Genomic DNA, 24,728 nt, shown 5'->3' with positions numbered 1-24,728 from the left:
GCCAAAAAGCACGGCGCCGAGCTGACGGTCAACGCGCTGCACGAGGATCCCGTGGAAGTCATCCAGCGGGAAACCGGGGGCTGCCATGGTGTGCTGGTCACGGCGGTGCATCCGTCGGCATTCGGGCAGGCGATCGGCATGGCCAGGCGTGGCGGGACCATCGTGTTCAACGGGCTGCCGCCGGGGGACTTCCCTGCGCCGATCTTCGAGATCGTGCTCAAGGGCCTGACCGTCCGTGGCTCGATCGTGGGGACGCGCCAGGACCTGGAGGAAGCGCTGGACTTCTACGCGCAGGGCAAGATCCACCCGACCGTGTCCACCCGGGAGCTCTCCGAAGTGAACGCGGTCCTTGACGAGATGAAGCATGCCAAGATCGACGGCCGTGTGGTGCTGAGGTTCTAATGCCTCAAAACAGGCTTGACGCCGCAGTGACGCTGCCCGGGGAGGACTTCTCCCGGGTGGCGCTCACCGCCGTTTCCATCGAACTGCTCCGGAAGTTGTGGGAGCAACACGGTCCGCTCATGTTCCACCAGTCAGGTGGTTGCTGTGACGGTTCCTCACCCATGTGCTTTCCCGCCGGCGAATTCATGACCGGAGATTCGGACGTATTGCTTGGACTTTTCGACATCGGCGACGACGCACGGCCGCAGCCTTTGGAGTTCTGGATGTCCCGGGAACAGTTCAATTACTGGTCCCACACCCATCTGACGGTGGACGTGGTGAACGGCCGGGGGAGTGGGTTCTCGGTGGAGTCGCCAGAGGGGAAACGCTTCCTTATCCGTTCCACCTTGATGGATTGGGACGTCCCCAAGATCTGAAGTTACACCGTCCTCGCGTCTCACGATTTGGGACAAATGTGGGGGTCCATTGGCTGGACACTACTCTTGATGAGTCTGTTTCTAGCACCTCATCAAGATTGTGGACTCTTCTATGAACCTCTTCCGGACCAAATCGATCGAGCAGTCCATTGCGGACGCCGATGAGCCCGGACGCAAGCTCAAGCGTTCCCTCAGCACCTGGGATCTGATGATCATGGGCGTTGCCGTTGCCGTCGGCGCTGGGATCTTCTCTGTCGGTGCCAAGGCCGCTGCGAACTTTGCCGGTCCCGCCGTGACGATCTCCTTTGCCGTCGCAGCCGTCACGTGTGCCTTGGCCATCATGTGCTACGCCGAATTCGCTACTGCGATCCCGGTCGCTGGGTCCGCCTACGTCTTCACCTACGCCACGATGGGTGAAGTCCTCGCCTGGATCATTGGCTGGAACCTCATCCTTGAACTGTTTACGGCCGCTGCCGTGATCGCGAAGTACTGGGGAATCTACTTGAGCAAAGTGTTTGCTCTCATGGGCGTGGATATGCCCCCGGCCTTGAACATCGCCGGTGTGGATCTCTATTGGGGCGCTTTCCTGATTGTTGCCATCTTCACGGTGCTCCTGGTGCTCGGCACCAAGCTCTCCGCGCGCGTAGGCAACGTCTTCACGCTGATCAAGATCGCCGTGGTGCTGTTCGTGATTGTTGTCGGCTTCACCTACGTGAAATTCTCCAATTACGCGCCCTTTGTCCCGGCATCGCAGCCTACCGGAGGCAGCGACGGCGCGGATGTCATGAAGCAATCCCTCTTCGGCTTCCTCACTGGTGCGGTTCCGGCCCAGTACGGAACGCTGGGCATCTTTGCCGGCGCAGCCTTGGTGTTCTTTGCCTTCATTGGCTTCGATGTGGTTGCGACCTCCGCGGAAGAGGTCAAGAACCCGCAAAAGACCTTGCCTCGGGGCATCTTCGGCGGACTGGCGCTCGTGACGTTGCTCTACATCCTGGTCTCCCTGGCCCTGACCGGCATGGTGTCCTACACGCAGCTGGCCGAAGCCAAGAACCCCACCCTGACCACGGCCTTCGAGGCGGTTGGAAACACCGACGCGGCCAAGGTCATTGCCTTTGGCTCCCTCATCGGTTTGACCACTGTCATCATGGTGCTGCTCATGGGCCTGGCCCGCGTGGTCCTCGCCATGAGCCGCGACGGTCTGCTTCCGCGCGCTCTGTCCAAGACGAGCGAGAAGCGTTCGACGCCGGTCCGGCTCCAGATCATCTGTGGGGCTGCCGTGGCACTCGTCGCCGGTCTGACCAACGTGGATCTTCTCGAAGAAATGATCAACATCGGTACCCTCTCGGCCTTCGTCATGGTGAGCCTGGGCATCCTGGTCCTGCGTAAGAAACGCCCCGATCTGAAGCCGGCGTTCCGGGTTCCGCTCGGCAAGGTGCTTCCCGTGGTCTCGGCTGTGCTGTGCATCTACCTGATGACAAACCTGGCCGTGGAAACCTGGATCTTCTTCGCCATCTGGCTGGCAATCGGACTTGCCATCTACTTCGCCTACGGGCAGCGCCACTCCCGCCTGAACGAGAAGTTCGCTCCCGCGAAGGCCGCAGTTTCCGGGACGGCATCTGTTTCCGGCAGGAACAGCGACTCCAGCGATTCCAGCGACTCCAGCGATTCCAGCGACGACGAGGACAGCTTCAGCAAGGTCTGACCCTGGAACGGATTCACTGCTCCGGCCGGACTCACGGGCCCGGCAACGACCCCAACGATTACGGCGCCGCGTGTTCGTTGACCCACTCCACGAGCGGGCGCAGGACCTCCCACCGCTTGGCGATTTCTTCCTTGGCTGAGGGCTGGGACATCCATTCCGGCTCGCCTAAGGTCACCCCTGCAGACAACGATTTGTGCTTCAAGAGCTCGGCGCGTGGATGGTCTTTGTCGAACCCCCGCGGCACGGTCTTGAGCTTCTCGCCTTCCACCGCGAAACCGGCGGCGGCGATGGAATCGACGATTTTCTGGAGTTCCTCCCCGCTGGCCGGCGAATCCGTGGCGGCGCGGAACCGGGCAATCTGCTCCGGGGTGCGCGAGTGGCATCCGCCGCCGATTAACAGGCCGTCTGCACTGAGCTGGAGGTAGAAGCCCACGCCCTCCTTGTCCGCTGCAAACGCTCCCTGTGCAGTCTTGTAAGGGGACTTGTCCTGCGAGAATCGGATATCCCGGTTCGGACGGAAAACCTTGCCCGGCCCGAAACGTGGCTCAAGCTCCTCCAGCAACAGCGTCAATGGCTCCTTCACAGCGGAGTCGTAGATGTCCTTGTGCGCCAGCCACCATTCGCGGTTGTTGTTCTCTTCAAGTTCGGCATAGAAGGCGATGGCCTCTGCGGGGATCCCGGTAAATGTGCTCATGTAAGGATCCTATGGATCACAATGCCGAGCTAGCCAGAGTCATTGTCGGCTATGTGGAAAACCCGCCGTGGAAACCCCGCTGTGTAAAACCGCCTCGGAAACCCCGCCGTCGGAACCCGCGCCGCGGACTCGCCGCTGGGAGGCGCACCCCTGGATCCTTACCTTGTTTCCTATTCCACGAGCTGCAAGCTCAGGAGTCGCAAACAAGCCCCGGTTTACGTGCCCATTGAGCCGGTTTACGTGCCCATAAAGAAAGCAACCCCGCCGCGGAGAATCCGCAGCGGGGTTGCTTCGTTTGTGGATGTTGTTACAGCTTGTTGGCTGCCTCTGCAGCCGACTCGCCCTCGCCTGCGCCGAGGTTGGCGCGCAGCTTGGCGCCGAGTTCAGCATCGACGTTGGTCCAGTACTGGATGGCGCGTTCCTTGATGCCGGGGCTCTTGACGCCGCCCACAGCGCCCGTGATGGTATCCAGAAGGCGGGCCTTGGCGCCGTCGTCGTAAACCTCGCGGTACAGCGCGCCGGCCTGGACGAAGTCGCCGTCCTCGGCATGCAGGGAATGTGCGGAGAGCGTCAGCTCGCCGTCGTTCTCCCAGCCACCGGCCGGGTTCTGCGGCTCAACAGCAGCCGGGCCGCCCAGGGAGTTCGGTGCGTAGACCGGAACCGAAGGAGCGTTGAACAGGTAACGTCCCGCGCCGTCCTGGCTGTAGTTGTTGACCTGGTTCTTCGGCTGGTTCACCGGGATCTGTGCGTGGTTGGTGCCCACACGGTAGCGGTGTGCGTCAGCGTAGGAGAAGATGCGGGCCTGCAGCATCTTGTCAGGGGAAGCGGCGATACCCGGAACGAAGTTCGACGGCGCAAAGGTGGCCTGCTCGATCTGCGCGAAATAGTTCTCCGGGTTCTTGTTGAGCTCCATGGTGCCCACGTGGATCAGCGGGTAATCCGAGTGCGGCCATACCTTGGTGAGGTCGAACGGGTTGAAGCGGTACGTCTTGGCGTCCTCGTAAGGCATGACCTGGACGTGCAGTTCCCAGGACGGGAAGTTGCCGGCGGCAATGTTTTCCTGGAGATCGCGGATGTAGAAGTCCGCGTCCGAGCCGGCCAGTTCTTCAGCCCGGTCGCCGGTGATGGTCTTGACGCCCTGGTTGGACTTGAAGTGGTATTTGACCCAGAAGCGCTCGCCCTCGGCGTTGATCCACTGGTAGGTGTGCGAGCCGTAGCCCTGCATTTCACGCCAGGAAGCCGGCAGGCCACGGTCGCCCATGAGCCAGGTGACCTGGTGCGCGGACTCGGGGGAGAGGGTCCAGAAGTCCCACTGCATGTCGGCGTCCCGCAGGTGGGTGCCCGGGAGGCGCTTCTGGGAGTGGATGAAGTCAGGGAACTTGATGCCGTCGCGGATGAAGAACACCGGGGTGTTGTTGCCCACGAGGTCGTAGTTGCCCTCGGAAGTGTAGAACTTGACGGCGAAGCCGCGCGGGTCGCGCCACGTGTCAGGGGAGCCGCTCTCGCCTGCGACGGAGGAGAAACGGATGAGCATGTCCGTCTCCACGCCCGGCTGCAGGAAAGCGGCCCTGGTGTACTTGGAAACGTCCGAAGACGTCTTGAAGGTACCGAAAGCGCCGCCACCCTTGGCGTGGACAACACGCTCCGGGACGCGCTCGCGGTTGAACTGGGCGAGCTTTTCCACCAGGTAGTGGTCGGTCAGGATGATGGCACCATCGGCGCCAACGGACTTGGAATGCGCATCCGAGGTGACTGGTGCGCCCGACTGTGTTGTCGAAATGTTCGCGGTCATCGTTCTCCTATTTCGTGGGTTACTTGCGTTTGAGTAGGAAGCTGTTGTTTGGCCTGGCAGTCCTGGCAGATGCCTTGGTACAGGACGTCTGCGATCTGGATGGTCATGGGTTTGGAATGCTCATCCCAGTGCGGGGTGAGGCAGGGTGCATGGCCTACGGCGCAGTCGACATCCTCCACCCGGCCGCAGCTGATGCAGACAGCATGGTGGTGGTTGTCGCCCACCCGGGTCTCGTACAGCGCGGGAGAGTGGGGCGGTTCAAAGCGTCGCAGCATCTGTAGGTCCGTGAGGTCGCTCAGCACCACATAAACAGACTGCGCTGTCAGTTCGGGTAGATCCTTGCGCGCGGCAGCCAGGATGCCTTCGGCCGGGGAGTGTGGATTGTGCTGAACGGCAGCAAGAACCGCAAGACGCTGTTTGGTCACGCGGCGTCCGTGGGAATGCAGGGCGGAAGCCCACGCTTCCTGGTCTGCCGTGTGATCTGCCATACGCCCATTGAAGCACTTATTATGAGTACTTCACAATAAGGTGAGGCTAACTTTGGATGAACCCGGCCGACGGCGGCCCGGCCTCGCCCGGCCGACGGCGGCCCGGCCTCGCCCGGCCGACGGCGACACGGACTCGGGCGCCCGACGGCGGCCCGCGGCGCTCCGGGAGGGCGGACGCGTTGGTGGGTAGGGTTGGACGGTGGCAAAACTCCTGGCTGACATGACCCCGCTTCGCGAAAGCCCGGCATTCCGCCGCCTGTGGCTGGGGTCTTCGGTGTCCATGGTTGGATCCCAGCTCACCCTTGTTGCCGTGAGCCTTGAGGTCTACAGCATCACCCAACAAAGCCTTTACGTGGGCCTGCTCAGCATCTTTGCCCTGGTTCCGCTGGTGATCGCGGGTTTGTTTGGCGGCGCGCTTTCGGATGCCTATGACCGGCGGAAAGTCGCCATTGTTGCGTCCCTCGTTTTGTGGGGCTGCAGCGTGGCCCTGGCACTCCAAGCGTGGTTCCAGCTAAACAATGTCTGGATCCTGTTCCTCCTCGTCGCGATCCAAAGCGGAGCGCAGGGCATCAACGGGCCGGCACGCAGCGCCATCATTCCCCTGCTGGTCCGGAAGGAACTGCTGCCCGCCGCCAACGCGCTGAGCATGCTCAACATGGGCATCTCCATGACGGCTGGCCCCCTGCTGGCCGGTGTGCTGGTTGCCTCGAGCGGTTTTGGCTGGACCTACACGATCGATGCCCTGAGCTTCGCCTTCGCGCTGTGGAGCCTTTTCAAGCTCCCGGCCCTTCCCGCAGCAGCGAACGCGTCGGCACCCGGCCTGCGTTCCGTCGTCGAGGGCTTCCGTTTCCTGGGCACCCGGCCCAACCTCCGCATGACCTTCATCATCGACCTCATCGCGATGATCTGCGCCCAGCCGCGCGCCCTCATGCCCGCGATCGGAGCCACGATGATCGGGGGTGGCGACACTACCGTGGGTGTGCTGCTCGCCTCCGTAGCTGTGGGCGCCTTCTTGGCGGGGTTGTTCTCCGGACCCCTGGGAAGGGTGCGGCGCCAAGGGAGTGCGGTGGTATGGTCCGTGGCCGGATGGGGCTTCTCGATCGCAGCTTTCGGCCTGGTCGTGGTCCTGGCCGGGGACGCCGGGCGCGACGGGGTGACGCCCTGGATCATCCCGGCGGCCATGTGTTGTGCCCTTGCGGGGATCTCGGACTCCGTCAGCGCCGTCTTTCGCACGACCATCCTGCAATCGGCCACTCCGGACCACATGCGGGGACGGTTGCAAGGCGTGTTCATCGTGGTGGTTTCCGGTGGTCCGCGAGTGGGGGATATGCTCGCCGGTGGCGTCACCAAGGTTCTCAGCGAAGGCTGGGTGCTTCTCCTCGGCGGCGTGCTGTGCGCAGTATTGGCCTGGCTCGTGGCGCGCGGGCAGCGCGGATTCCTCAAGTACGATTCCCTCCACCCGGTGCCCTAGCCCGTGGTCAGCCCGGCACTGGAACGTCCGGGCCGCCGTCGGCGTTAATCGGATCAGAACCAGCATGCAATGCAAGGCAAAAGAGAGAACTGCAAGAAAGTAGTGAAGTGCATAATCATCACAATGGCCTGAAGACAGCAGCGCTGTTCGGTGTGCTCTGGGCGGTGCTGCTGGGACTTGGAGCCGTGATTGGTGTGGGCACGCGCAGTGCGTCGCCCATCTGGATCATGGCAGTGATCGGCATCGCGACAACGGCTTATGGATATTGGAACAGCGACAAGATCGCCATCCGCTCCATGGCCGCCTACCCGGTCCCGGAAGCGCAGGCGCCCCAGCTGTACCAGATCGTCCGGGAACTCTCCATGCGGGCAAACCAGCCCATGCCTCGGATCTACGTTTCTCCGACCATGAACCCCAATGCCTTCGCCACGGGACGCAATCCGAAGAACGCCGCCGTGTGCTGCACCGCGGGCATCCTGAACTTGCTCGACGCGCGCGAGCTCCGCGGCGTCCTCGGGCATGAACTCATGCACGTCTACAACCGCGACATCCTCACCTCGTCCATCGCGGCCGCCGTCGCCGGTGTCATTACTTCGGTGGGCCAGATGTTGCTGTTCTTCGGCGGCGGGGACCGGCGGAACGCCAACCCGATTGCCATGATCGCCATGGCGCTCCTGGCGCCGTTTGCCGCCTCGCTGATCCAGCTCGCCATTTCCCGCACGAGGGAGTACGACGCCGACCACGACGGCGCGGAGCTCACCGGCGACCCGCTGGCGCTCGCCTCAGCCCTCCGTAGGATCGAAGCGGGCGTGAAGCAGGTGCCGCTGCCACAGGATCAGCGCCTCGTGAATACCTCACACCTCATGATTGCCAACCCGTTCCGCGGCGGGGCCATGACCAAGCTGTTCGCCACCCACCCGCCCATGCGTGAGCGCATCGAGCGGCTCGAGCGGATGGCTGGACGGCCGCTTTCCTAGCCAGCGGCCCCGTAAGTCACCTAGTACCGGTGCCGCGTTCGACGACGGGCGGCTTCATGCGAACAAGCCCTCACCAATGAAGCCGCCCGCCTTAATGCCCGGGGGCACTGCGAACAGGCCGGAGCCCGTGTGCTTGAGATATTCCAAGGCCAGCTTGTCGCTCTTTGCCATGGCCATCTGCATGGGCACGTAGTGCGTCCGCGGGTCCTTGACGAAAGCGATGAAGAACAGGCCCGCGTCGAGGTGGCCGAGCCCGTCCGAGCCGTCGGTGTAGTTGTATCCGCGGCGAAGCATCTTGACGCCGTTGTTCTGGTCCGCGTGGGCGAGGCGGACGTGGGAATCCAGGGCGATCAACGGCTCGCCGTCGCGCCCTTTGATCCCGAAGTCCGGCGCCGTGAATTCTTCCCCTCCGGACAATGGCGCTCCCGCACCTTTCGTGCGGCCGATCAGCCCTTCCTGTTCGCGCAGTGAAGTCCGGTCCCAGATCTCGATATGCATCCGAATCCGCCGGGAGACAAGGTAGCTGCCTCCCGCCATCCACGCTTCACCCGAGCGGGTTCCGGCGGTGGCCCAGACGTGCTCGTCCAGGAGTGCCGGGTCTTCCGACTTCAGGTTGGCCGTGCCGTCCTTGAAGCCGAAAAGGTTGCGCGCGGTCGCCTGGGCACGGGACGTGGACGAGGTGCGACCGAAGCCCAGCTGGGACCAGCGGACCCGGACTTTGCCGAAGCCAATGCGTGCGAGGTTCCTGATCGCGTGCACGGCGACCTGGGGATCGTCGGCGCAGGCCTGGACCACAATGTCGCCGCCGGTGCGCGCGGCCTCGAGGGCGTCGCCCGGGAAGCGCGGCAGGTCAATCAGGGCGTCGGGTCTGCGGCCCTCCAGGCCGAAGCGGGGCTTGCCGTCCTTTTCGAAGAGGCCCGGACCAAAGCCGAACGTCAACGTCAGCTTGCCTGCCGCCAGATCGAGGGCTTCTCCGGTGTCCTCCGGCGGCGCGTCGTAGGGACCGTCGACGGCGCCGGTCGCGCCCGTTGTACGGCCGGCTGTCATGGCTTCGGCCGCAGCAGTCCAGTCCTTCAGGAGCTGGATCAGTGCGGCGCGGTCCTCAATGGTGACGTCGAAGGCAGCGATGTGGAGGCGGTCCTGGGCGGGAGTGATGATGCCGGCTTGGCGTTCGCCGTAGAAAGGAACCACGCTGCTTGCGGCGGGCGCCGCCTGAGCTGCCACTGCGTCATGGCTGAGGTACCCGGCGGCAAGGCCCGCCACGGCACCGGCGCCGCCCACGCCGGCAAGGGAGAACAGTCCGCGACGGGACAGGCCGCGCTTGCCGCCCGTGCCGCCCCCGGCGGACGCGACGGCGGCCCCGCCGGGCCCGACGGCGGCAGCCTGGGTGCCGCCGTCGGGCGCCTCAGCGGGCTCGTGGTTGAAAGGGAAGCCGCTCACAGGACCACGGCTGAGGTGAGCTTGGACAATGGTTCTCCCAGGGCGTCGACCAGCGCGGCGAGCTGCTGGACATCGGCGGGGCTAAGTTCGTTGTAGTACGCGAAGCCGTCACCCTTGGCGTGCTTCTTGAGCTCGGCCTGCAGGGCAGCGAACTTCTCGTCGAGGCTCGTGGCCAGGGCGGGGTCCTTCTGGGCGAGCGCGGGCTTGAGGTTTTCGAAGGCGATCCGGGCGCCGTCGACGTTGGCTTGGAAGTCCCAGAGGTCAGTGTGGGACCAGATTTCTTCCTCGCCGGTGACCTTGCCCCGTGCGACTTCGTCCAGGAGTTCCTTGGCGCCGTTGCCGAGCTTGTCCGCGGAGAGCACCACAGTGCGGGTGCGCTTGCCGAGCTCCTCGGTATCGGAGACGAGCTGCGTGGCGATTTTCGTTCGCTCGGTGGCCGTCAGCGCCGTGTAGCCTTCCGGCGGGAACAGGTCCTTCTCCGCGCGATGCCAGCCGGTCCATTCCTGGCCGGGCTCAAGGTCGGCTTCGCGTGCGTCGAGCTTGGGGTCGAGGTCGCCGAAGGATTCCGCGACGGGTTCGATCCGCTCCCAGTGCAGGCGGGTCGCGGCGTAGAGTGCGCGGGCCTTGGTTGCGTCGCCCGCGGCGTAGGCGTCGGCGAAGGCCTTGGTGCCGGTCACGAGTTGCTCGGTCTGGTCTTTGACGTAGGCGGTGTACTGCTGGACGCCGGTGTCCACAAGCTTCTGGAAATCGGCATCGATGCCGGTTTTGTTTCCGGAGTCCGTGACCTCGAACGCTGCGCGGATTCCGTCGCCCTGCATGCCTGGTTTGCACGCCGTGGTGTATTTTCCCGCCGGAGCCGTGACCACCAGGTTGCGGGTCAGGCCGGGACCGATGTTCTCCACTTCGCCGACGATCCGCAAGCCGTCCTCGGCGAGGAGGTAGAACTCGGTGATTTCCGAGCCTTCGTTCTTGACCGCGAAGCTCAGGTTGCCGCTCGGGACACTGCCGGTGGAGACGTTGCACTCGGTTTTGGTGCTGGTGACCTGGATCGGTCCGGCGGCGGCGCTGGAGCCGGGAGTCTTCGCGTTGTCCGTGCAGCCGGTGAGTACCAGCGGAACGGCGGCGGCCGCGGCGACGAGGGCGAGGGACTTCCGACGGCGGGAGGCGATTTTGGGCAGCGGTATTTTGGGCAGCGCTGTTTTGGGCAGGGGAGTGCCAGGCATGGGGTTTTCCTTCTGTTGTGGGGTGCGGGACGCGTTTAGGCGGCGTTGGCGGCGTGGGAAGCGGCCTGGGAAGCGGCCGCGTTTCCTGCAGCGGCGTTGCCGGAAGATTTCGCGGGAACGGAACCGTTGGCCCGGAGGTAGAAGAAGAGCACAGGGATCACGTACAGCAACCAAACACCGGCTTCGAGCCAGGTGGTGGCCGGGGAGAGGTTGAGGGTGCCCTTCAGCAGGGTGCCGTACCAGGACGACGGCGGGATGGCCGCTGAGACGTCGAACGCGAGGTTGCGGAGCCCGGGCAGGATTCCAGCTTCCTGGAGGTCATGGATACCGTAGGCGAGCACGCCGCCCGCGATCACGATGAGGCCGACGCCGGTCCAGGTGAAGAACCGCGAGAGATTGACCTTGAGGACTCCGCGGTGCAGCAGGTATCCGAGCCCGGCGGCAACGGCCAGGCCGAGCAGCGCGCCAAGCAGCGGCTGCGACGACTCGCCGGCGGCCTGGGCAGCAGCCCAAAGGAACAGCGCCGTCTCGAGCCCTTCGCGGCCCACCGCGAGTGCCGCCACGACCACGAGGCCCCACGCGGCGCCGTCTGCCATTTTGTCCACTTGGGACTTCAGCTCGCCGCCGAGGCTGCGGGCAGTGCGCGCCATCCAGAAGACCATCCAGGTAACGAGCGCGACGGCGACAATGGACAGTCCGCCCCCGATCGCCTCTTGCGCCTCGAAAGTCAGTCCCTGTGGACCGAAGGTGAGCAAGGCCCCGAAAGCGATGGATACGGCCACAGCGATGCCGACGCCGGCCCAAAGCCGGGGGAGCAGCGAGCGCCGTCCGGTCTTGACCAAGTAGGCCATAAGAAGGACCACAACGAGGGTGGCTTCAAGGCCCTCACGCAGGCCGATCAGGAAGTTCGCGGTCATGTGGAATCTTTCGTTAGGGGAGCCACAGTTAGGCTCGCCTAAGAAAGTACAGTACCCGTTAGGCATGATTACGCAAAAGAAGGGTTTCGTAATTGCCGGAAATTACGCGCGGGTGGTTGTCACGCGCTGCAGTCTTTGGTCTTCGTGAATCGGTGTAGTCGCGGAATCCCTGGGTCTTCGCCGGACCTCGACCCCAAAAAGTTGCGCGGCGTGACGCGCCTGGTCCCATTAACGACAGCCGCATTAACGACGACGGCGCATTGCCCGCTCAGGGGGCAACGCGCCGTCGTCGTACTTCTGGATGGCGGCCGGGGCCGCAACAAAGTCTTAGCTGCGGAAGTTCACGAACTGGAGGTCGGCCTCTTCGAACTTCTTCAGGATGTTCATGGTTTCCTGCAGGTCGTCCCGGGACTTCGACGTGACGCGGAGCTCGTCGCCCTGGATCTGGGACTTGACGGACTTCGGGGCTTCGTCGCGGATGATCTTGTTGATCTTCTTCGCGATGTCCTGGGCGATGCCCTCCTTGATGGAGCATTCCAGGCGGAATTCCTTGCCGGAGGGGTAAGGCTCGCCTTGGTCGAGGGACTTCAGGGAGATGCCGCGCTTGATGAGCTTGGACTGGAACACGTCCAGAACGGCCAGAATGCGGTCCTCGGAATTGGCTTTCATGAGGATCTTTTCGCCGCTGAAGTCGATCTCGGCGCCGACGCCCTTGAAGTCGTACCGCTGTGCGATTTCCTTCTGGGACTGATGGAGCGCGTTGGCGACTTCCTGCTTGTCTACCTTGCTGACGACGTCGAATGTGGATTCGCCTGCCATGACTCTCCTTTGATTGGTGCGTTGCGTTTGATGGGTGCGTTGCGGCCCGGAAACGGGCGGCTTTGTCTGCCAACCAGCCTAATACGGAAGCGCCCGGCGTGTGCCGAGCGTTCACAGTTCACTCACAGCACACACATGGCCGGAACTGAGACTGCCCCGACAGAGTTGGATCAGTTTGAAGAGCCCATCCTGAAAGGGAGCACCATGAGCAACCAAGCCGTCCGCTACGTCACCAAGTCAGCTGCTGCCGCCGCCGGTTCAATCGGAGTCGCCGCCACCGCAGTTGCAGCCGCAGCGCTCGCGGCCTCCGTGGTCTTGAGCCCGGTCCCGGACGCGGCATCGCGGATGGATGGCGTCCACGCGGACTTGTTGCGGGCCGTGCAGCTCAACCAGATCACCCTGGAGCAGGCGGCCAGTTTCGAGGCCAAGCTGGCTGGCCGGATTCTTGGTTAGCCTGAGATTTCCGCCGATTTTGGGCCCTCGAGGCCTCGATTCGATTCTTCGGCCGAAGTTCTGTAAGGTTGTCTTGCTCGCGCTTACCGGATCGGAAACGAAACGATGATCGGGAGTGACTTCTTTTGAAGTTCGGCAGATTACCCGAGCGGCCAAAGGGGGCTGACTGTAAATCAGCTGGCAACGCCTACGGGGGTTCGAATCCCTCATCTGCCACAAAATTAAATCCCCGGAACCATTGGTTCCGGGGATTTTTTTGTGCCTCCTTTGTTTGGGCGGGCGCTTCGACGCGGGGCCCGCTCGACCCCGAAAACCGTCTGCGACGCGCAAATGGACTGGCGACACCCGAATTCGGGTGTCGCCAGTGATTAGGGGTGTCGCCAGTGGATTTCCGTGTCGCTGGTTTAGCTCGCGCTGCCTGGCTCCAGCCAGTACCCGTCCTGGTGGTGCACGAGTTGCCGGCCCAGGCCGCCGGACAACTGGATCCAGAGCGTGCTGCGATCCTCGGTCATGCCGTCCAAGGTGCCTATGATCCTGTTGCCGCGGGTGTCCTGCAACACCAACTCCTGATGGAGCGGCAGTTCCGGCCACACATCTGCGTGTGCCCTGATGGTTTGGATGGTGCTCACGGGATCTCCTTGATACCTTCTGCAATTTGTTTTCAGACATTCTTCCCGGGGCACGTGAACCGGCGGTAAACGACATGCCATGTAGCGACACACAAAACGAAGCTGTCCCGCCATGTTACTGAGGAGTAACATGGCGTTTATGCATTTGCTTCTCCGAACCCTCTTGCTCTTGTTCACCTCGTCCAGGCGGAGCCGGCTCAGCGTTTGGGGTACGTCCTCGTTGCCCATGCGTGTGCTGCCCACGGACATCGACATTGCAATGCATGTCAACAACGGCATGTATTTCTCGCTGATGGATCTTGGGCGCTTCGACCTCATGGTGCGCGCAGGGATCTGGCAAAAGATGCGCCGCCGCCGCTGGAGCCCGGTGGCAGCGGGGGAGACCATCGCGTTCCGGAAGTCGTTACAGCTTTGGCAGCAATACACGATCGAGTCCAAGATCATCGGGCTCGATTCCAAAGCGATCTACTTTGAACAACGCATGGTGGTCGACGGCGAGATCTACGCCCGGGCGCACATTGCCACCCGGCTTGTCACCAAGGGCCGGCCCGTGAGCCAGGAGGAAATCCTGGCCGAGTTCGGCGAGCCTCCCGCAGACCTCGAGCTTTCCGAATGGATCCACGAGTGGCGCGAGAACAACGCGCTCCCCGGCGCCCGCAAAACCGCCCCGCACCTCTGGCACTAGGTGCAGCGCCGGGCGGCGCCAACCACTCCACCCTGGGAAGACCGCCCCGCACCTCTGGCACTAACGGAAGGTGCCGGGCGGCGCCAACCACTCGACCCTGGGAAGACCGCCCCGCACTTCTGGCACTAGCTGAAGGTGCCGGACTGAGCCAACCCGGCCGCGCGCCGTCGTGGTTTATTCCCGGTTTGCCGGGTAGCGAACAAGGGCGACTTAGACGGCGTGGTCGCGTACCGTGGAAGCATGGCTACAGTTGACATCACCGGCGAGCAGTTCGCATCGACCATCGAGGGCAATGACATTGTCTTGGTGGATTTCTGGGCTGCGTGGTGCGGCCCTTGCAGGCAGTTTGCCCCCACGTACCAGGCCGCTTCCGAGAAGCATGACGATGTCTTCTTCGCCAAGGTGGACACCGAGGCCGAGCAGCAGCTTGCGGCCGAAGCCGGTATCTCCTCGATCCCCACGCTCATGGCCTTCCGCGAAAAGGTCCTCGTGTTCTCGCAGCCAGGCGCACTGAACGGACCCCAGCTGGAGCAGGTCATCGAAGCCGTCAAGGGGCTCGATATGGATGAGGTCCACGCGCACATCGCAAAGCAGCGCGCAGAAAACTCCTGACCGAAACTCCTAGAGGCGCTCGAGCTTCACCGGCTCAGCCAGCAGTGCGCTGAGGGATTCGTTGAGGTCCTGGACGGCGATGCCCTTGGAATGGATGTCGAGGTGTGCCTCGGAGGCCCACTGCTCGGTCAGGACCAGCTTGTCCTCGTTGGCTTCGGTGAGCTCGTAGCGGATGCAGCCGGGTTCGTTCACCACTTCGTCGATCGCGATTTCCAGCGCGAGCTTGACGCGGAAGAATTCGCCGTCGTTGGGAATGAACGTGGCCTGCAGGTCAATGGGTGCACTCATGGGATTCACATTACCGGCTGGCCGGGCAAGGCCCTGAAATATTTTGTAGGACTTCCAAGCAAAAGTCTTCTCTTGGCCCCGTGGAGTTGGTAGCGTGCGTTCATGCTTTCCTACACAGCCGGGGACACTGACGTCCTGCTGCTTGAAGAGACAATCGGCGCCAACTTTGAACGAGTCGCGGCGCTGTTTCCGCTGCGGGACGCGCTCATCGAAGCCGCCGTGGTGCCCGGCGATGAGGCTCGGCGCTGGAGCTACGAAAAACTGAACGACGACGTCGACCGGCTCGCGCGTGCGCTGCTCGCCACGGGCGTCGCCAAGGGTGACAGGGTAGGCATCTGGAGCCCGAACTGCGCCGAATGGACCATCCTGCAATACGCCACGGCGAAGGTCGGCGCGATCCTGGTCAACGTCAATCCGGCGTACCGCAGCCACGAACTCGAATTCGTGGTCCGCCAGAACGGCATGCGGATGCTGGTGGCGGCTCCATCGGACAAGAACAGCGACTATGTGGGCATGGCCCGCGAGGCTTTGGCCAGCTGTCCTGAGCTTCGGGAGCTGGTGTTCCTTCCCGATCTGGGACTGGACATGCTCAACGCAGGCGAACCGCAAACTGACGCCGAGCTGACGTACGCCGAACTGCTCAAGCGGGCAGACGACGTCGCGCCCCCGGCGCTCAAGACTCGCATGGCGGAACTGGACCCGCACGATCCGATCAATCTGCAATACACCTCAGGGACCACCGGCTTCCCCAAGGGTGCCACGCTGACCCACCACAACATCCTCAACAACGGCAACCAAATCGGCAGGCTGCTGGGATACACGGAACGCGACCGCGTTGTCTTGCCTGTGCCGTTCTACCACTGTTTCGGCATGGTCATCGGGAACCTGAACGCCCTGAGCTTCGGCGCGGCCACCATCATTCCGGGCCGTGGATTCACCCCGGCCGCCGCCCTGGAAGCCGTGCAGGATTTTGGCGGGACCTCGCTGTACGGGGTGCCCACGATGTTCATCGCCGAGTTGGCTTTGCCCGATTTCGCCTCGTACGACCTCTCCACGCTGCGCACCGGCGTCATGGCAGGCTCGCTGTGCCCTATCGAGGTCATGGAGCGCGTCATCTCCGAGATGAACATGCGGGACGTGGCCATTTGCTACGGAATGACCGAGACTTCGCCCGTGTCCACCATGACCCTCGCGGGGGACACGCTGGAGCAGAGGACCACGACGGTCGGGCGCACTATGCCCCGGCTTGAGTCCAAGATCGTGGATCCAAGCACCGGCGAAACCCTGGAGCGCGGAGAGATCGGCGAACTGTGCACGCGGGGCTACGCTGTCATGGCCGGGTATTGGGGCCAGCCGGAGAAGACAGCCGAGGCTATCGACGACGACGGCTGGATGCACACCGGCGACCTTGCCCGCATGGACCCGGACGGCTTCATCGTGATCGAGGGCCGCATGAAGGACATGGTCATCCGCGGAGGAGAGAACGTCTATCCACGCGAAATCGAGGAGTTCCTGTACCGGCATCCAGCCATCCAGGACGTCCAGGTCATCGGGGTTCCTGATGCCAAGTACGGCGAAGAGCTGATGGCCTGCATCATCCTCAAACCGGGAGCAGCTTTGGACCTGGACGGAGTGCAGGAGTTCTGCCGCGGCAAACTGGCCCACTACAAGATCCCGCGGTACGTGGACATCAGGGAGAGCTTCCCCATGACGGTGTCCGGCAAGGTGCGCAAGATCGACATGCGCGAAGAAGCGATCGCCCGCCTGGGACTCTGACCTCTGATCCAACGCGGGGTCACTTACGGCCCATATCGGGCGGCAACATGGGCCGTAAGTGACCCCGCGTTGGCGTGGTTGGAAGTCTGCCTGTGGATAACTCCTTGGCGGGGTCCGTTTGGGGCCAAACTGGATCCCATGGTCCGCATCATGCCGCTGCCGAAAGAACTCAGTAGCCGTCCTTTCACGGTCTATGAATCCCGGGTGCTTGGCGTCGCTCCGAAGCGTCTCCGGGCCAGGGATGTGTCCGACGGCGGCCGCCTGATTTACTTGCCTGCGGGTCGTGAGTTTGCGTTTGCCGAACGGGCGCGGGTCCTTGCCGCGGCAACACTGGGTGCCTGGGTGTCCCACGAGAGCGCCGCGGTACTGACCCGGCTCGGCCTTCCTCCGTGGCTCGGGGGCGGTGAGACAGTCCACCTCAGCAAGCCCCATGGGCTTCCACGGGTCCGCCGGACCGGAGTGACGGGGCACCGGGTCCATGTCCTCCCGGGCGAAGTCACCGAAATAGACGGAATTCCGGTGTCTTCCCCTTCCCGGACGTGGCTTGATCTGGCGCTTCAGTTGCCGCTGCCGTACGTGATTGCCATGGGTGACCAATTGATCCGCATACCCCGGCCGGGCTTTGAAGGAAGGACGGAGCCCTACGCGAACAAGGAAGGGCTGCGTCTCCTGATCCGGCAGCATCCGAACATGAAAGGCGTGGAGAAGGCCCGGCTTGCCCTCGAAGACATGCGGGTCGGAGCAGACTCGTTTCCGGAGACGTTCCTGCGGCTGGCCATGGTGGATGCGCGATTGCCTGAACCGGAATTGCAGCTCCGCCTCGATCCGGACGATCCGTGGTCACCGTCCGCGGACCTGGGGTATCGGCGGTTCCGGATCGCGGTGCAGTATGACGGTGCCCCGCATCTCGCGCGGGAACGGCAGACAAGGGACAACCGGAGGGACGAGGCCTTCACCAGCGCCGGCTGGTCCTACTTCAAGGCCAACGCCGATGACCTGGCCGAAGGGTTCACGGGGCTCATCGTCCGGGTCAAGCGGGCGAAACTCCGCTCCGTCTAAGCCAACGCGGGGTCACTTACGGCCCATGTCGGGCAGCAACTTGGGCCGTAAGTGACCCCGCGTTGCTAGTGTCCTCGGTGGTCCTGGATGGTCATCCGAGGTCCGAACGTCGGCTTTCGAAAGCCGCTGAGCCCGAGCATGCGGACTACCCGCTGCCGGTGCCCACGCCAGGGTTCCAGGAGGGCGATCATTCCGGCGTCGTCCGTTTTCCTGCCCGTCAGCGCGTAACCGACATACGAGGCCAAATGGTAGTCGCCCACCGCGATCGAATCCGGGCAGCCATGGGTCCGCTGGACAACCTCGGCAGCCGTCCATATGCCAATGCCCGGAATGGTTTGCATCTTGGCCCCGGCTTCGGCCGCGCTGAGTGAGGCGAGCCGTTCAAGCGCGACGGCGGATCGCAGCGCCCGCATGACGGTTGCCGAACGTTGGGGACCCACGCCGGCCTTGTGCCATTCCCATGAAGGAATGGCCAACCACTGCGCGGCGGTTGGTGCGACGAGCAGGCCCGACGGCAGGCTCGACGTCGAAAGGCGGCCACCGCCGGGGGCTGCGGTTCCGTACCGGTACATCAGGTAGCGGTAGCCCCGCCGGGCTTCGATAGTGGTGACCTTTTGCTCAAGAATCGTGGGCACGAGGGAGTCCACCACCCGGCCGGTGGTAGGTAAACGGACGGCGAGGTTCCGGCGTCGGGCTTCCCTGACCATCCGCGGAAGCGTGGCATGGAAGGCAGCATCGTCGAAGCCGGACCAGTCGTCGCTCCCTCCCAACAGTTCAGGCACAGAGGCGATGGCGGAGCCCGACCCGGAGCCCCAAGCTTGGGCATCGACATGCGTGTCTTGGCCGGTTCCCGCGGCGGTGAGGCGCAGAGTGGCCGGACCGTCCGGCGTCGTGAAGGCCATCCACACACCGTCCTGCCGCGCCGCGAACGAGGGATCGCCGTTGCCGCGCATGAGGATTCCGAGGGTCTGCAGAAGGTCGAAAGGGCCGCCGGGATGCCATCGCACGGAGGCGTCGGCCGCAGCCGCTGCGGCCGGTGGGACATCGACGAGGGTCATTCATTCATGGTCGCACGCTCGTCCGACAACACTCCAAAAGAGCGGCGTCCAAGCCCTTACGCCGCGAAACCCACACGACTAGACTCCACGTGTGGCGCGGGGCGTCTGCGCCTTCCATGACAATCTCAGGAGAACGCAATGGCCGGTGTGGTGCATTTTGAAATCCCCGCGGACGACAAGGAGCGGGCCAACACTTTCTACCAGGGTGCCTTCGGCTGGATGCTCAACCCCATGCAGGAGATGGACTACACGATCGCAATCACCACGCCTTCAGACCCGCAGACCGGCATGCCGAGCGCGCCCGGGGCTATCAATGGTGCATTGTTCCCGCGCTCGGAAGAGCTGAAGACGCCCGTCATCACGGTTGACGTCGAAGACATCGAGGCTTCGCTTGGCCAAATCGAGAGTGCCGGCGGTTCGGTGGTCAAAGGCAAGGATGCCGTTCCGGGCATGGGCTACTACGCCTATTTCAAGGACACAGAAGGCAACATCCTGGGCCTCTGGCAGACCGACTCTTCGGCAGCCGGCCCTGTACCGGCTGAGTGAGCCGATTGCCCGGGGGCTAGTTCGCGGGATTGTCTTGGGCTGACCCTGTTCCCCGAAACTATTCCCCCGAAACTATCCCCCGAAACGCCCGCGGGCCTCCACCGGGATCAACGGCTTCTCGGCGCGGACCTTGAGTTCCTGCACCGCCCACGTGTTGCCGTCCGGATCGCTGAAGCCGAAGAACGTGCCGCCGTCGCGCTCGTCAAAGACGGTGATTTCGCTGGCCTCGACCCCGCGGCCGAGCAATTCTTCGCGTGCAGCGCGCGCATCCGCGACCACCAGTTGAAGGCCCCGCATGGAACCCGGCGCCATCTCGCTCTGCGCCGGCAGGTCTCCGACGACGATCGAACATCCGGAGCCCGGTGGGGTCAGTTGCGCCACGTGCATGTGCTCGTTGGTGGTGTTGTGGTCAAGGTTGAAGCCCACTTTGTCGCGGTAGAACTCGATGGCACGGTCAATGTCACTCACAGGGAGCACAACCACTTCGAGGGTCCAATCCATGGTGCATGTCCTTTCCTTGGAGGGTGTCCCCCGCTAGCTTGCCCCGCGAGGCCATCCCTTGGCTAGACATGGATGGCTAGACGCAGACCCGCCACCGCCCCGACCCTCTGCTGCACCGAAGCACTCCCGACCAAGCGGTAACTTGGTACCTATGAAGTACGCCCAGTCCGTCCTGGACCTCATTGGCAATACACCGCTCATCAAGCTCAACCACGTGACCGGGGACATCAAAGCCACCATTCTGGTGAAGCTCGAATATGTGAACCCGGGCGGCTCCATCAAGGACCGCATCGCGGTGAAGATGATCGAGGAAGCAGAGCGGGACGGAAAGCTCAAGCCAGGCGGAACCATCGTGGAACCCACCTCCGGCAACACCGGCGTCGGACTTGCCCTCGTGGCCCAGCAAAAGGGCTACAAATGCATCTTCGTTGTCCCGGACAAAGTGGGGGAGGACAAGCGCGCCGTGCTTCAGGCGTACGGCGCCGAAGTTGTGGTCACTCCCACTTCCGTGGCCCCGGACAGCCCGCAAAGCTACTACAGCGTCTCCGACCGGCTCGTGTCGGAAATCCCCGGAGCCTACAAGCCGGACCAGTTCTCCAACCCCGCCGCCCCCGGCAGCCACTACGAAACCACCGGGCCCGAGATCTGGCGTGACACCGACGGAAAGATCACCCACGTTGTGATCGGCGCAGGCACGGGCGGCACCATCACAGGCACGGGGCGGTACCTCAAGGATGTGTCCGCCAACCGGCCGGTGTCCGACGGCGGCCGCGTCAAGGTCATCGGCGCAGACCCGGCAGGCTCGGTCTACTCGGGCGGCACCGGGCGTCCGTACTTCGTGGAAGGCGTCGGCGAGGACATGTGGCCGGCCAACTACGACAAGACCGTGCCGGACGACGTCATTGCCGTGAGCGACGCCGACTCCTTCGAGATGACCCGGCGACTGGCCCGCGAGGAAGGCCTCCTGGTGGGCGGGTCCTCGGGCATGGCAGTGGTGGCCGCGCTCCAGGTGGCCAAAGACCTTGGCGAGGAAGCCGTCGTCGTCGTGATCCTGCCGGACTCCGGCCGCGGCTACCTGGCCAAGATCTTCAACGACAAATGGATGCGCTCCTACGGTTTCCTCTCCGGTGGCGAGGAGGCCTCGGTTGGCGAGGTGCTGAAGTCCAAGACCGGCGAGATGCCGGACCTCGTCCACATCCACCCCAACGAGACCGTCCGCGATGTCATCAACATCATGAACGAATTCGGGGTCTCGCACATCCCGGTCCTCTCGCAGGAACCACCTGTGGTCATGGGCGAGGTCCTCGGCGCCGTCGATGAGCGCTCGCTGACCACCAAGCTGTTCCGCGGCGAGGCGAAATTGACCGACAAGATCTCCGAGCATATGGGGGAGCGCTTGCCGGTGATCGGCTCACTTGAAACCATCTCCGCCGCACGCGAGCTGCTGTCCGACGTCGACACCGTCATGGTGACGTTCGTGGGAGCTCCCGTGGGCATCCTGACCCGCCACGACCTTCTCGCCTACCTGAGCAACTGACACTAGGAGTTCATATGTCTGCAAACGAAGCAGGATTCAACACGCGTGCCGTCCACGCCGGCCAGGCCTTCGAACCGCGCACGGGCGCTGTGGTTCCGCCGGTGCACTTCAGCTCGACGTATGCCCAGGACGGCATAGGCGGTTTGCGTGACGGCTACGAATACGGTCGCGGCACCAACCCCACCCGCGATGCTCTGCAGGAACAGCTCGCCGCGCTCGAGGGCGGCACCCATGCATACAGCTTCAGCTCGGGCCTTGCCGCGGAGGACTCCCTGATCCGCGCCGTTGCGCGGCCCGGCGACCACATCGTTCTCGGCAACGACGCCTACGGCGGAACCTACAGGCTCATCAACCGCGTGCTCGGCGAGTGGGGCATCGGCAACACACCAGTGGACATGTCCAACCTTGACGCCGTTGCGGCGGCCGTCGCGGCGAACAAAACCCGCATCGTCTGGGTGGAAACTCCTTCCAACCCGATGATGAAGATCACCGACATCGAGGCGCTCGCCAAAGTAGCGCACGACGCCGGTGCCCTCCTTGTCGTCGATAACACCTTTGCGTCGCCCTACTTGCAGACCCCGCTCGCCCTGGGTGCCGACGTCGTGGTCCACTCGACCACCAAGTACATCGGCGGCCACTCGGACGTGGTGGGCGGCGCGATCGTGGTCAAGGACGCCGAACTGGCCGAGAAGATCGGCTTTGTGCAGTTCGCCGTCGGTGCCGTATCGGGACCCATGGATGCGTTCCTGACGACCCGCGGCCTCAAGACACTCGGCGTGCGCATGGACCGCCACAGCGAGAACGCGCAGGCAGTGGCCGAGTGGTTGCTCGAGCGACCCGAGGTTGAAGCCGTGCTGTATCCGGGACTGCCTTCCCACCCGGGCCACGAGCTCGCGGCCAAGCAGATGAAGAAGTTCGGCGGCATGATTTCGGTGCAGTTCAAGGGCGGGGAAGCTGCGGCCCGCAAGGTGGCGGAGTCCACCCAGGTCTTCACGCTGGCCGAGTCCCTGGGCGGCATCGAGTCCCTGATGAACTACCCCTCGGAGATGACGCACGCTTCCGTCAAAGGCACCGAGCTGGCCGTGCCGGTGAACCTGATCCGCCTTTCCTGCGGCATCGAAGACGTCGAGGATCTGATTGCTGACCTTGAGCATGCGATCGGCAACATCACGGACTGAAGTCCCCTCCGTTCCTGAGCCTTCTTTGATCAACGGATCGGCCGGGACACGCCATTACAGCGGCGTGTCCCGGCCGATCTGTGTTCAAACATGGTCAGGAGTGGAGTGCGTCCTCGCGCGATACCCTAGCTTTCTTTAGAAAAGCCAGCTAATCTCAAACCATGCCTTTACGATCCGATTGGTCCGAGCGGACGTGCAGCCTGGCACGTGGCCTCGATATCCTCGGAGACCCTTGGGGCAGCTTGGTGCTGCGGGAGGTCTTCTTCGGCAACGGCCGCTTCGACGCCATCAAGGCGCGTCTCCACATCGCGGACAACGTCCTCAGCAAAAGACTGGGTTGGCTGGTTGAAGCCGGCCTCCTTGCCCAACGGCCTTACTTGGATGGCGCCCGCACGCGCCAAGAGTATGTCCTCACCCCCAAGGGCGAAGATGCCTTGCCTGTCTTGAACGCCATCATCCTCTGGTCCGAGAAACATCTCGATGCGCCGGCCGACAATGCCCACATGCGCGTGATCCACAGCGGTTGCGGACTGCCGACGGCGTCGGCCGATACCTGCTCCCACTGCGGGACCCGGCTGACCGCCGCCAACACCAGCTGGCATAGCCTCACACGATCGGAACACCCGCTGGCCTTGGCCACTGCTCCCACCAGACATGACCTCCCGAACGAATCGGAGCCCTCCGCATGACCGCACCCAACCCGACCAGACTTTCCGCTGGCAGGACTCCCCGGAAGCGGCGCCTCCACCCGGCCTGGATGGTGGCCGCCGTCGCGTTCCTGGCACTTGTGGGCGCAGCCGGATTCCGGGCTGCGCCCGGTGTGCTCATGGTGCCGCTGCAGCAGGAATTCGGCTGGTCAACCACCGTCCTGTCGCTCGCCGTCAGCATCAACCTGGTGTTGTTCGGCCTCACCGCGCCCTTCGCTGCCGCACTCATGGAGCGCTTCGGCATCCGCACCGTCACCTCGATTGCCCTCTGCCTGATCGGCCTCGGCTCCGCCCTGACGGTGTTCGTGAACCAGTCCTGGCAGATCCTGCTGACTTGGGGTGTGCTGATCGGGCTCGGTACCGGCTCCATGGCACTGGTTTTCGCGGCCACCATCGCCAACACGTGGTTCTCGAAGAACCGCGGACTGGTGATCGGCATCCTGACCGCGGGCAGCGCCGCCGGTCAGCTTGTGTTCCTGCCCTTCATCGCTGTGCTTGCGCAGAGCCCGGGCTGGCGCGGCGCCTCGCTGCTCATCGCCGCCGGAGCGCTTGCCGTAGTGCCGCTCGTGCTGCGCTGGCTCAAGAACTCACCCGCCGACGTCGGGGTCCAGCCTTACGGTGCCGAAGAAGAGCAGCCGACGACGGCGGACGCCGCCCCGGTCGAGGACGGCACCAACGCTGAAGGCGCCAAGACGCCCAACGCAGCGGTGCGGGCGCTGCAGGTCCTCAAACGCGCCAGCAAAGTGCGCACGTTCTGGGCCTTGGTTGCCGGTTTTGCCATCTGTGGTGCCACTACCAATGGCCTGATCGGCACCCACTTCATTCCCTCGGCGCACGACCACGGGATGCCGGAAACCACCGCGGCAGGCTTGCTGGCCGTCGTCGGGATCTTCGACATCGTGGGCACCATTGCTTCCGGTTGGTTGACGGACCGCTTCAATCCCAAGGTGCTCCTGGCGGTGTATTACCAGTTCCGCGGGGTCGGGCTGCTGGTGCTGCCCGTGCTTTTGGGCTCCACGGTGCAACCCAGCATGATCCTGTTCGTGGTGGTGTATGGCCTGGACTGGGTTGCCACTGTGCCCCCGACGGCGGCCATCTGCCGGAAGGTGTTCGGGGCGGACGGTTCGGTGGTGTTCGGCTGGGTCTTCGCTGCGCACCAGCTCGGGGCCGCTGCCGCCGCGTTGCTGGCGGGTTACATCCGCGACGCCACGGGCCACTACACCTATGCATGGATCGGCGCCGCAGCGATGTGCACGGTGGCCGCCGTCATCAGCGCGACCATCCGCCAGGATACTAGAAAGAAGGACGGGGGGAAGAAGGAACCTGTCCCGCTCGGGGCCTGATCCTCGCGCTGAAAC

26 protein-coding genes and 1 tRNA gene are annotated in these 24,728 nt (G+C 63.8%); 16 read left to right on the top strand and 11 right to left on the bottom strand.

The genetic code is table 11. The features are described 5' to 3' along the window. The 3 genes from AB4Z38_RS08850 to AB4Z38_RS08840 form a co-directional block, all read left to right on the top strand. Positions 1–402 (top strand): zinc-binding dehydrogenase (locus AB4Z38_RS08850; protein WP_441429357.1); only part of this gene is annotated, 402 nt, incomplete at its 5' end. Beyond that, positions 402–818 (top strand): DUF779 domain-containing protein, encoded by a 417-nt coding sequence (locus tag AB4Z38_RS08845; RefSeq protein ID WP_441429356.1) that lies wholly within the window; start codon positions 402–404, stop codon positions 816–818. The genes AB4Z38_RS08850 and AB4Z38_RS08845, both read left to right, overlap by 1 nt. A gap of 112 nt (positions 819–930) precedes the next feature. After that, positions 931–2,520, top strand: coding sequence for an amino acid permease (locus tag AB4Z38_RS08840; protein ID WP_441429355.1), 1,590 nt, complete (start codon positions 931–933; stop codon positions 2,518–2,520). Positions 2,521–2,578: 58 nt separating this feature from the next. Here AB4Z38_RS08840 and AB4Z38_RS08835 read toward each other — a convergent pair whose 3' ends face one another. The 3 genes from AB4Z38_RS08835 to AB4Z38_RS08825 form a co-directional block, all read right to left on the bottom strand. Further along, positions 2,579–3,214, bottom strand: a complete 636-nt coding sequence (locus tag AB4Z38_RS08835) for a DUF2461 domain-containing protein (protein WP_441429354.1) — start codon at positions 3,212–3,214, stop codon at positions 2,579–2,581. Positions 3,215–3,521: 307 nt separating this feature from the next. After that, positions 3,522–5,006 carry a catalase gene (locus tag AB4Z38_RS08830; RefSeq protein WP_441429353.1) on the bottom strand — a complete coding sequence of 495 codons (1,485 nt, stop codon included), beginning with the start codon at positions 5,004–5,006 and terminating at the stop codon, positions 3,522–3,524. Then, positions 5,003–5,494, bottom strand: a complete 492-nt coding sequence (locus AB4Z38_RS08825) for a Fur family transcriptional regulator (protein ID WP_184738401.1) — start codon at positions 5,492–5,494, stop codon at positions 5,003–5,005. Before AB4Z38_RS08825 ends, AB4Z38_RS08830 begins: the two co-directional genes overlap by 4 nt. Before the next feature lie 199 nt (positions 5,495–5,693). On the opposite strand from AB4Z38_RS08825, the gene AB4Z38_RS08820 reads away from it, so the two are divergent. Together AB4Z38_RS08820 and htpX are read left to right on the top strand one after the other, a co-directional pair. After that, the gene (locus tag AB4Z38_RS08820; protein WP_441429352.1) at positions 5,694–6,965 is read left to right on the top strand and encodes an MFS transporter; all 1,272 of its coding nucleotides are present in this window, start codon (positions 5,694–5,696) and stop codon (positions 6,963–6,965) included. A gap of 107 nt (positions 6,966–7,072) precedes the next feature. Then, on the top strand, positions 7,073–7,942 hold the full coding sequence (gene htpX, locus AB4Z38_RS08815) for a zinc metalloprotease HtpX (protein ID WP_441429351.1): 870 nt from the start codon (positions 7,073–7,075) through the stop codon (positions 7,940–7,942). A 54-nt stretch (positions 7,943–7,996) separates the two neighbouring features. Here the strand turns inward: htpX and efeB are convergent, their stop codons facing one another. From efeB to AB4Z38_RS08795, 4 genes are all read right to left on the bottom strand, one after another. Continuing rightward, positions 7,997–9,382, bottom strand: a complete 1,386-nt coding sequence (gene efeB / locus AB4Z38_RS08810) for an iron uptake transporter deferrochelatase/peroxidase subunit (protein ID WP_441429350.1) — start codon at positions 9,380–9,382, stop codon at positions 7,997–7,999. After that, complete coding sequence (gene efeO / locus AB4Z38_RS08805; RefSeq protein ID WP_441429349.1) at positions 9,379–10,605, bottom strand: iron uptake system protein EfeO; 1,227 nt, start codon at positions 10,603–10,605, stop codon at positions 9,379–9,381. The genes efeB and efeO overlap by 4 nt, the downstream gene beginning before the upstream one ends. Before the next feature lie 35 nt (positions 10,606–10,640). Next, entirely contained in the window at positions 10,641–11,522 is an 882-nt protein-coding gene (gene efeU / locus AB4Z38_RS08800; RefSeq protein WP_441429348.1) for an iron uptake transporter permease EfeU, read from the bottom strand. A 327-nt stretch (positions 11,523–11,849) separates the two neighbouring features. Further along, the gene (locus tag AB4Z38_RS08795; RefSeq protein WP_059387254.1) at positions 11,850–12,341 is read right to left on the bottom strand and encodes a YajQ family cyclic di-GMP-binding protein; all 492 of its coding nucleotides are present in this window, start codon (positions 12,339–12,341) and stop codon (positions 11,850–11,852) included. A 204-nt stretch (positions 12,342–12,545) separates the two neighbouring features. Here AB4Z38_RS08795 and AB4Z38_RS08790 point away from each other — a divergent pair, with 204 nt between their 5' ends. Both AB4Z38_RS08790 and AB4Z38_RS08785 read left to right on the top strand, forming a co-directional pair. Beyond that, complete coding sequence (locus AB4Z38_RS08790) at positions 12,546–12,794, top strand: hypothetical protein (protein ID WP_441429347.1); 249 nt, start codon at positions 12,546–12,548, stop codon at positions 12,792–12,794. A gap of 134 nt (positions 12,795–12,928) precedes the next feature. Next, positions 12,929–13,010, top strand: a tRNA-Tyr gene (locus tag AB4Z38_RS08785). A gap of 188 nt (positions 13,011–13,198) precedes the next feature. Here the strand turns inward: AB4Z38_RS08785 and AB4Z38_RS08780 are convergent. Then, the gene (locus AB4Z38_RS08780; RefSeq protein ID WP_441429346.1) at positions 13,199–13,423 is read right to left on the bottom strand and encodes a hypothetical protein; all 225 of its coding nucleotides are present in this window, start codon (positions 13,421–13,423) and stop codon (positions 13,199–13,201) included. Between the two features lie 139 nt (positions 13,424–13,562). Here AB4Z38_RS08780 and AB4Z38_RS08775 point away from each other — a divergent pair, with 139 nt between their 5' ends. Both AB4Z38_RS08775 and AB4Z38_RS08770 read left to right on the top strand, forming a co-directional pair. Continuing rightward, the gene (locus tag AB4Z38_RS08775; protein ID WP_441429360.1) at positions 13,563–14,108 is read left to right on the top strand and encodes an acyl-CoA thioesterase; all 546 of its coding nucleotides are present in this window, start codon (positions 13,563–13,565) and stop codon (positions 14,106–14,108) included. 240 nt (positions 14,109–14,348) lie between these two features. Next, complete coding sequence (locus tag AB4Z38_RS08770; protein WP_059387274.1) at positions 14,349–14,720, top strand: thioredoxin family protein; 372 nt, start codon at positions 14,349–14,351, stop codon at positions 14,718–14,720. A gap of 9 nt (positions 14,721–14,729) precedes the next feature. On the opposite strand, the gene AB4Z38_RS08765 is transcribed toward AB4Z38_RS08770, so the two are convergent. Beyond that, positions 14,730–15,008, bottom strand: coding sequence for a putative quinol monooxygenase (locus AB4Z38_RS08765; RefSeq protein WP_441429345.1), 279 nt, complete (start codon positions 15,006–15,008; stop codon positions 14,730–14,732). 102 nt (positions 15,009–15,110) lie between these two features. Between AB4Z38_RS08765 and AB4Z38_RS08760 the strand changes: the two genes are divergently transcribed. Both AB4Z38_RS08760 and AB4Z38_RS08755 read left to right on the top strand, forming a co-directional pair. Next, positions 15,111–16,784 carry an AMP-binding protein gene (locus AB4Z38_RS08760; RefSeq protein WP_441429344.1) on the top strand — a complete coding sequence of 558 codons (1,674 nt, stop codon included), beginning with the start codon at positions 15,111–15,113 and terminating at the stop codon, positions 16,782–16,784. Positions 16,785–16,922: 138 nt separating this feature from the next. Continuing rightward, on the top strand, positions 16,923–17,843 hold the full coding sequence (locus tag AB4Z38_RS08755) for a hypothetical protein (RefSeq protein ID WP_441429343.1): 921 nt from the start codon (positions 16,923–16,925) through the stop codon (positions 17,841–17,843). Positions 17,844–17,908: 65 nt separating this feature from the next. On the opposite strand, the gene AB4Z38_RS08750 is transcribed toward AB4Z38_RS08755, so the two are convergent. Continuing rightward, positions 17,909–18,901 carry a DNA-3-methyladenine glycosylase family protein gene (locus AB4Z38_RS08750; RefSeq protein WP_441429342.1) on the bottom strand — a complete coding sequence of 331 codons (993 nt, stop codon included), beginning with the start codon at positions 18,899–18,901 and terminating at the stop codon, positions 17,909–17,911. 138 nt (positions 18,902–19,039) lie between these two features. On the opposite strand from AB4Z38_RS08750, the gene AB4Z38_RS08745 reads away from it, so the two are divergent. Then, positions 19,040–19,447: a VOC family protein gene (locus AB4Z38_RS08745; protein WP_441429341.1), complete on the top strand. Its 408-nt coding sequence runs from the start codon at positions 19,040–19,042 to the stop codon at positions 19,445–19,447. 72 nt (positions 19,448–19,519) lie between these two features. On the opposite strand, the gene AB4Z38_RS08740 is transcribed toward AB4Z38_RS08745, so the two are convergent. Continuing rightward, entirely contained in the window at positions 19,520–19,948 is a 429-nt protein-coding gene (locus AB4Z38_RS08740) for a VOC family protein (protein ID WP_441429340.1), read from the bottom strand. Between the two features lie 151 nt (positions 19,949–20,099). Here AB4Z38_RS08740 and AB4Z38_RS08735 point away from each other — a divergent pair, with 151 nt between their 5' ends. The 4 genes from AB4Z38_RS08735 (at position 20,100) to AB4Z38_RS08720 (ending at position 24,713) form a co-directional block, all read left to right on the top strand. Continuing rightward, positions 20,100–21,485: a cystathionine beta-synthase gene (locus AB4Z38_RS08735; RefSeq protein ID WP_441429339.1), complete on the top strand. Its 1,386-nt coding sequence runs from the start codon at positions 20,100–20,102 to the stop codon at positions 21,483–21,485. Positions 21,486–21,499: 14 nt separating this feature from the next. Then, a complete protein-coding gene (locus AB4Z38_RS08730) occupies positions 21,500–22,663 on the top strand; it encodes a cystathionine gamma-synthase (protein WP_441429338.1) in 1,164 nt (387 codons plus the stop codon). A 161-nt stretch (positions 22,664–22,824) separates the two neighbouring features. Continuing rightward, positions 22,825–23,352, top strand: coding sequence for a winged helix-turn-helix transcriptional regulator (locus AB4Z38_RS08725; RefSeq protein ID WP_441429337.1), 528 nt, complete (start codon positions 22,825–22,827; stop codon positions 23,350–23,352). Further along, positions 23,349–24,713, top strand: coding sequence for an MFS transporter (locus AB4Z38_RS08720; protein WP_441429336.1), 1,365 nt, complete (start codon positions 23,349–23,351; stop codon positions 24,711–24,713). The genes AB4Z38_RS08725 and AB4Z38_RS08720 overlap by 4 nt, the downstream gene beginning before the upstream one ends. Positions 24,714–24,728 lie beyond the last annotated feature (15 nt).

This window comes from Arthrobacter sp. 2RAF6 (genome assembly GCF_052115205.1).
Lineage (GTDB): Bacteria > Actinomycetota > Actinomycetes > Actinomycetales > Micrococcaceae > Arthrobacter.
Note: the sequence above shows the minus strand (reverse complement) of the source record. Positions and strands in the feature narration are given on the sequence as shown.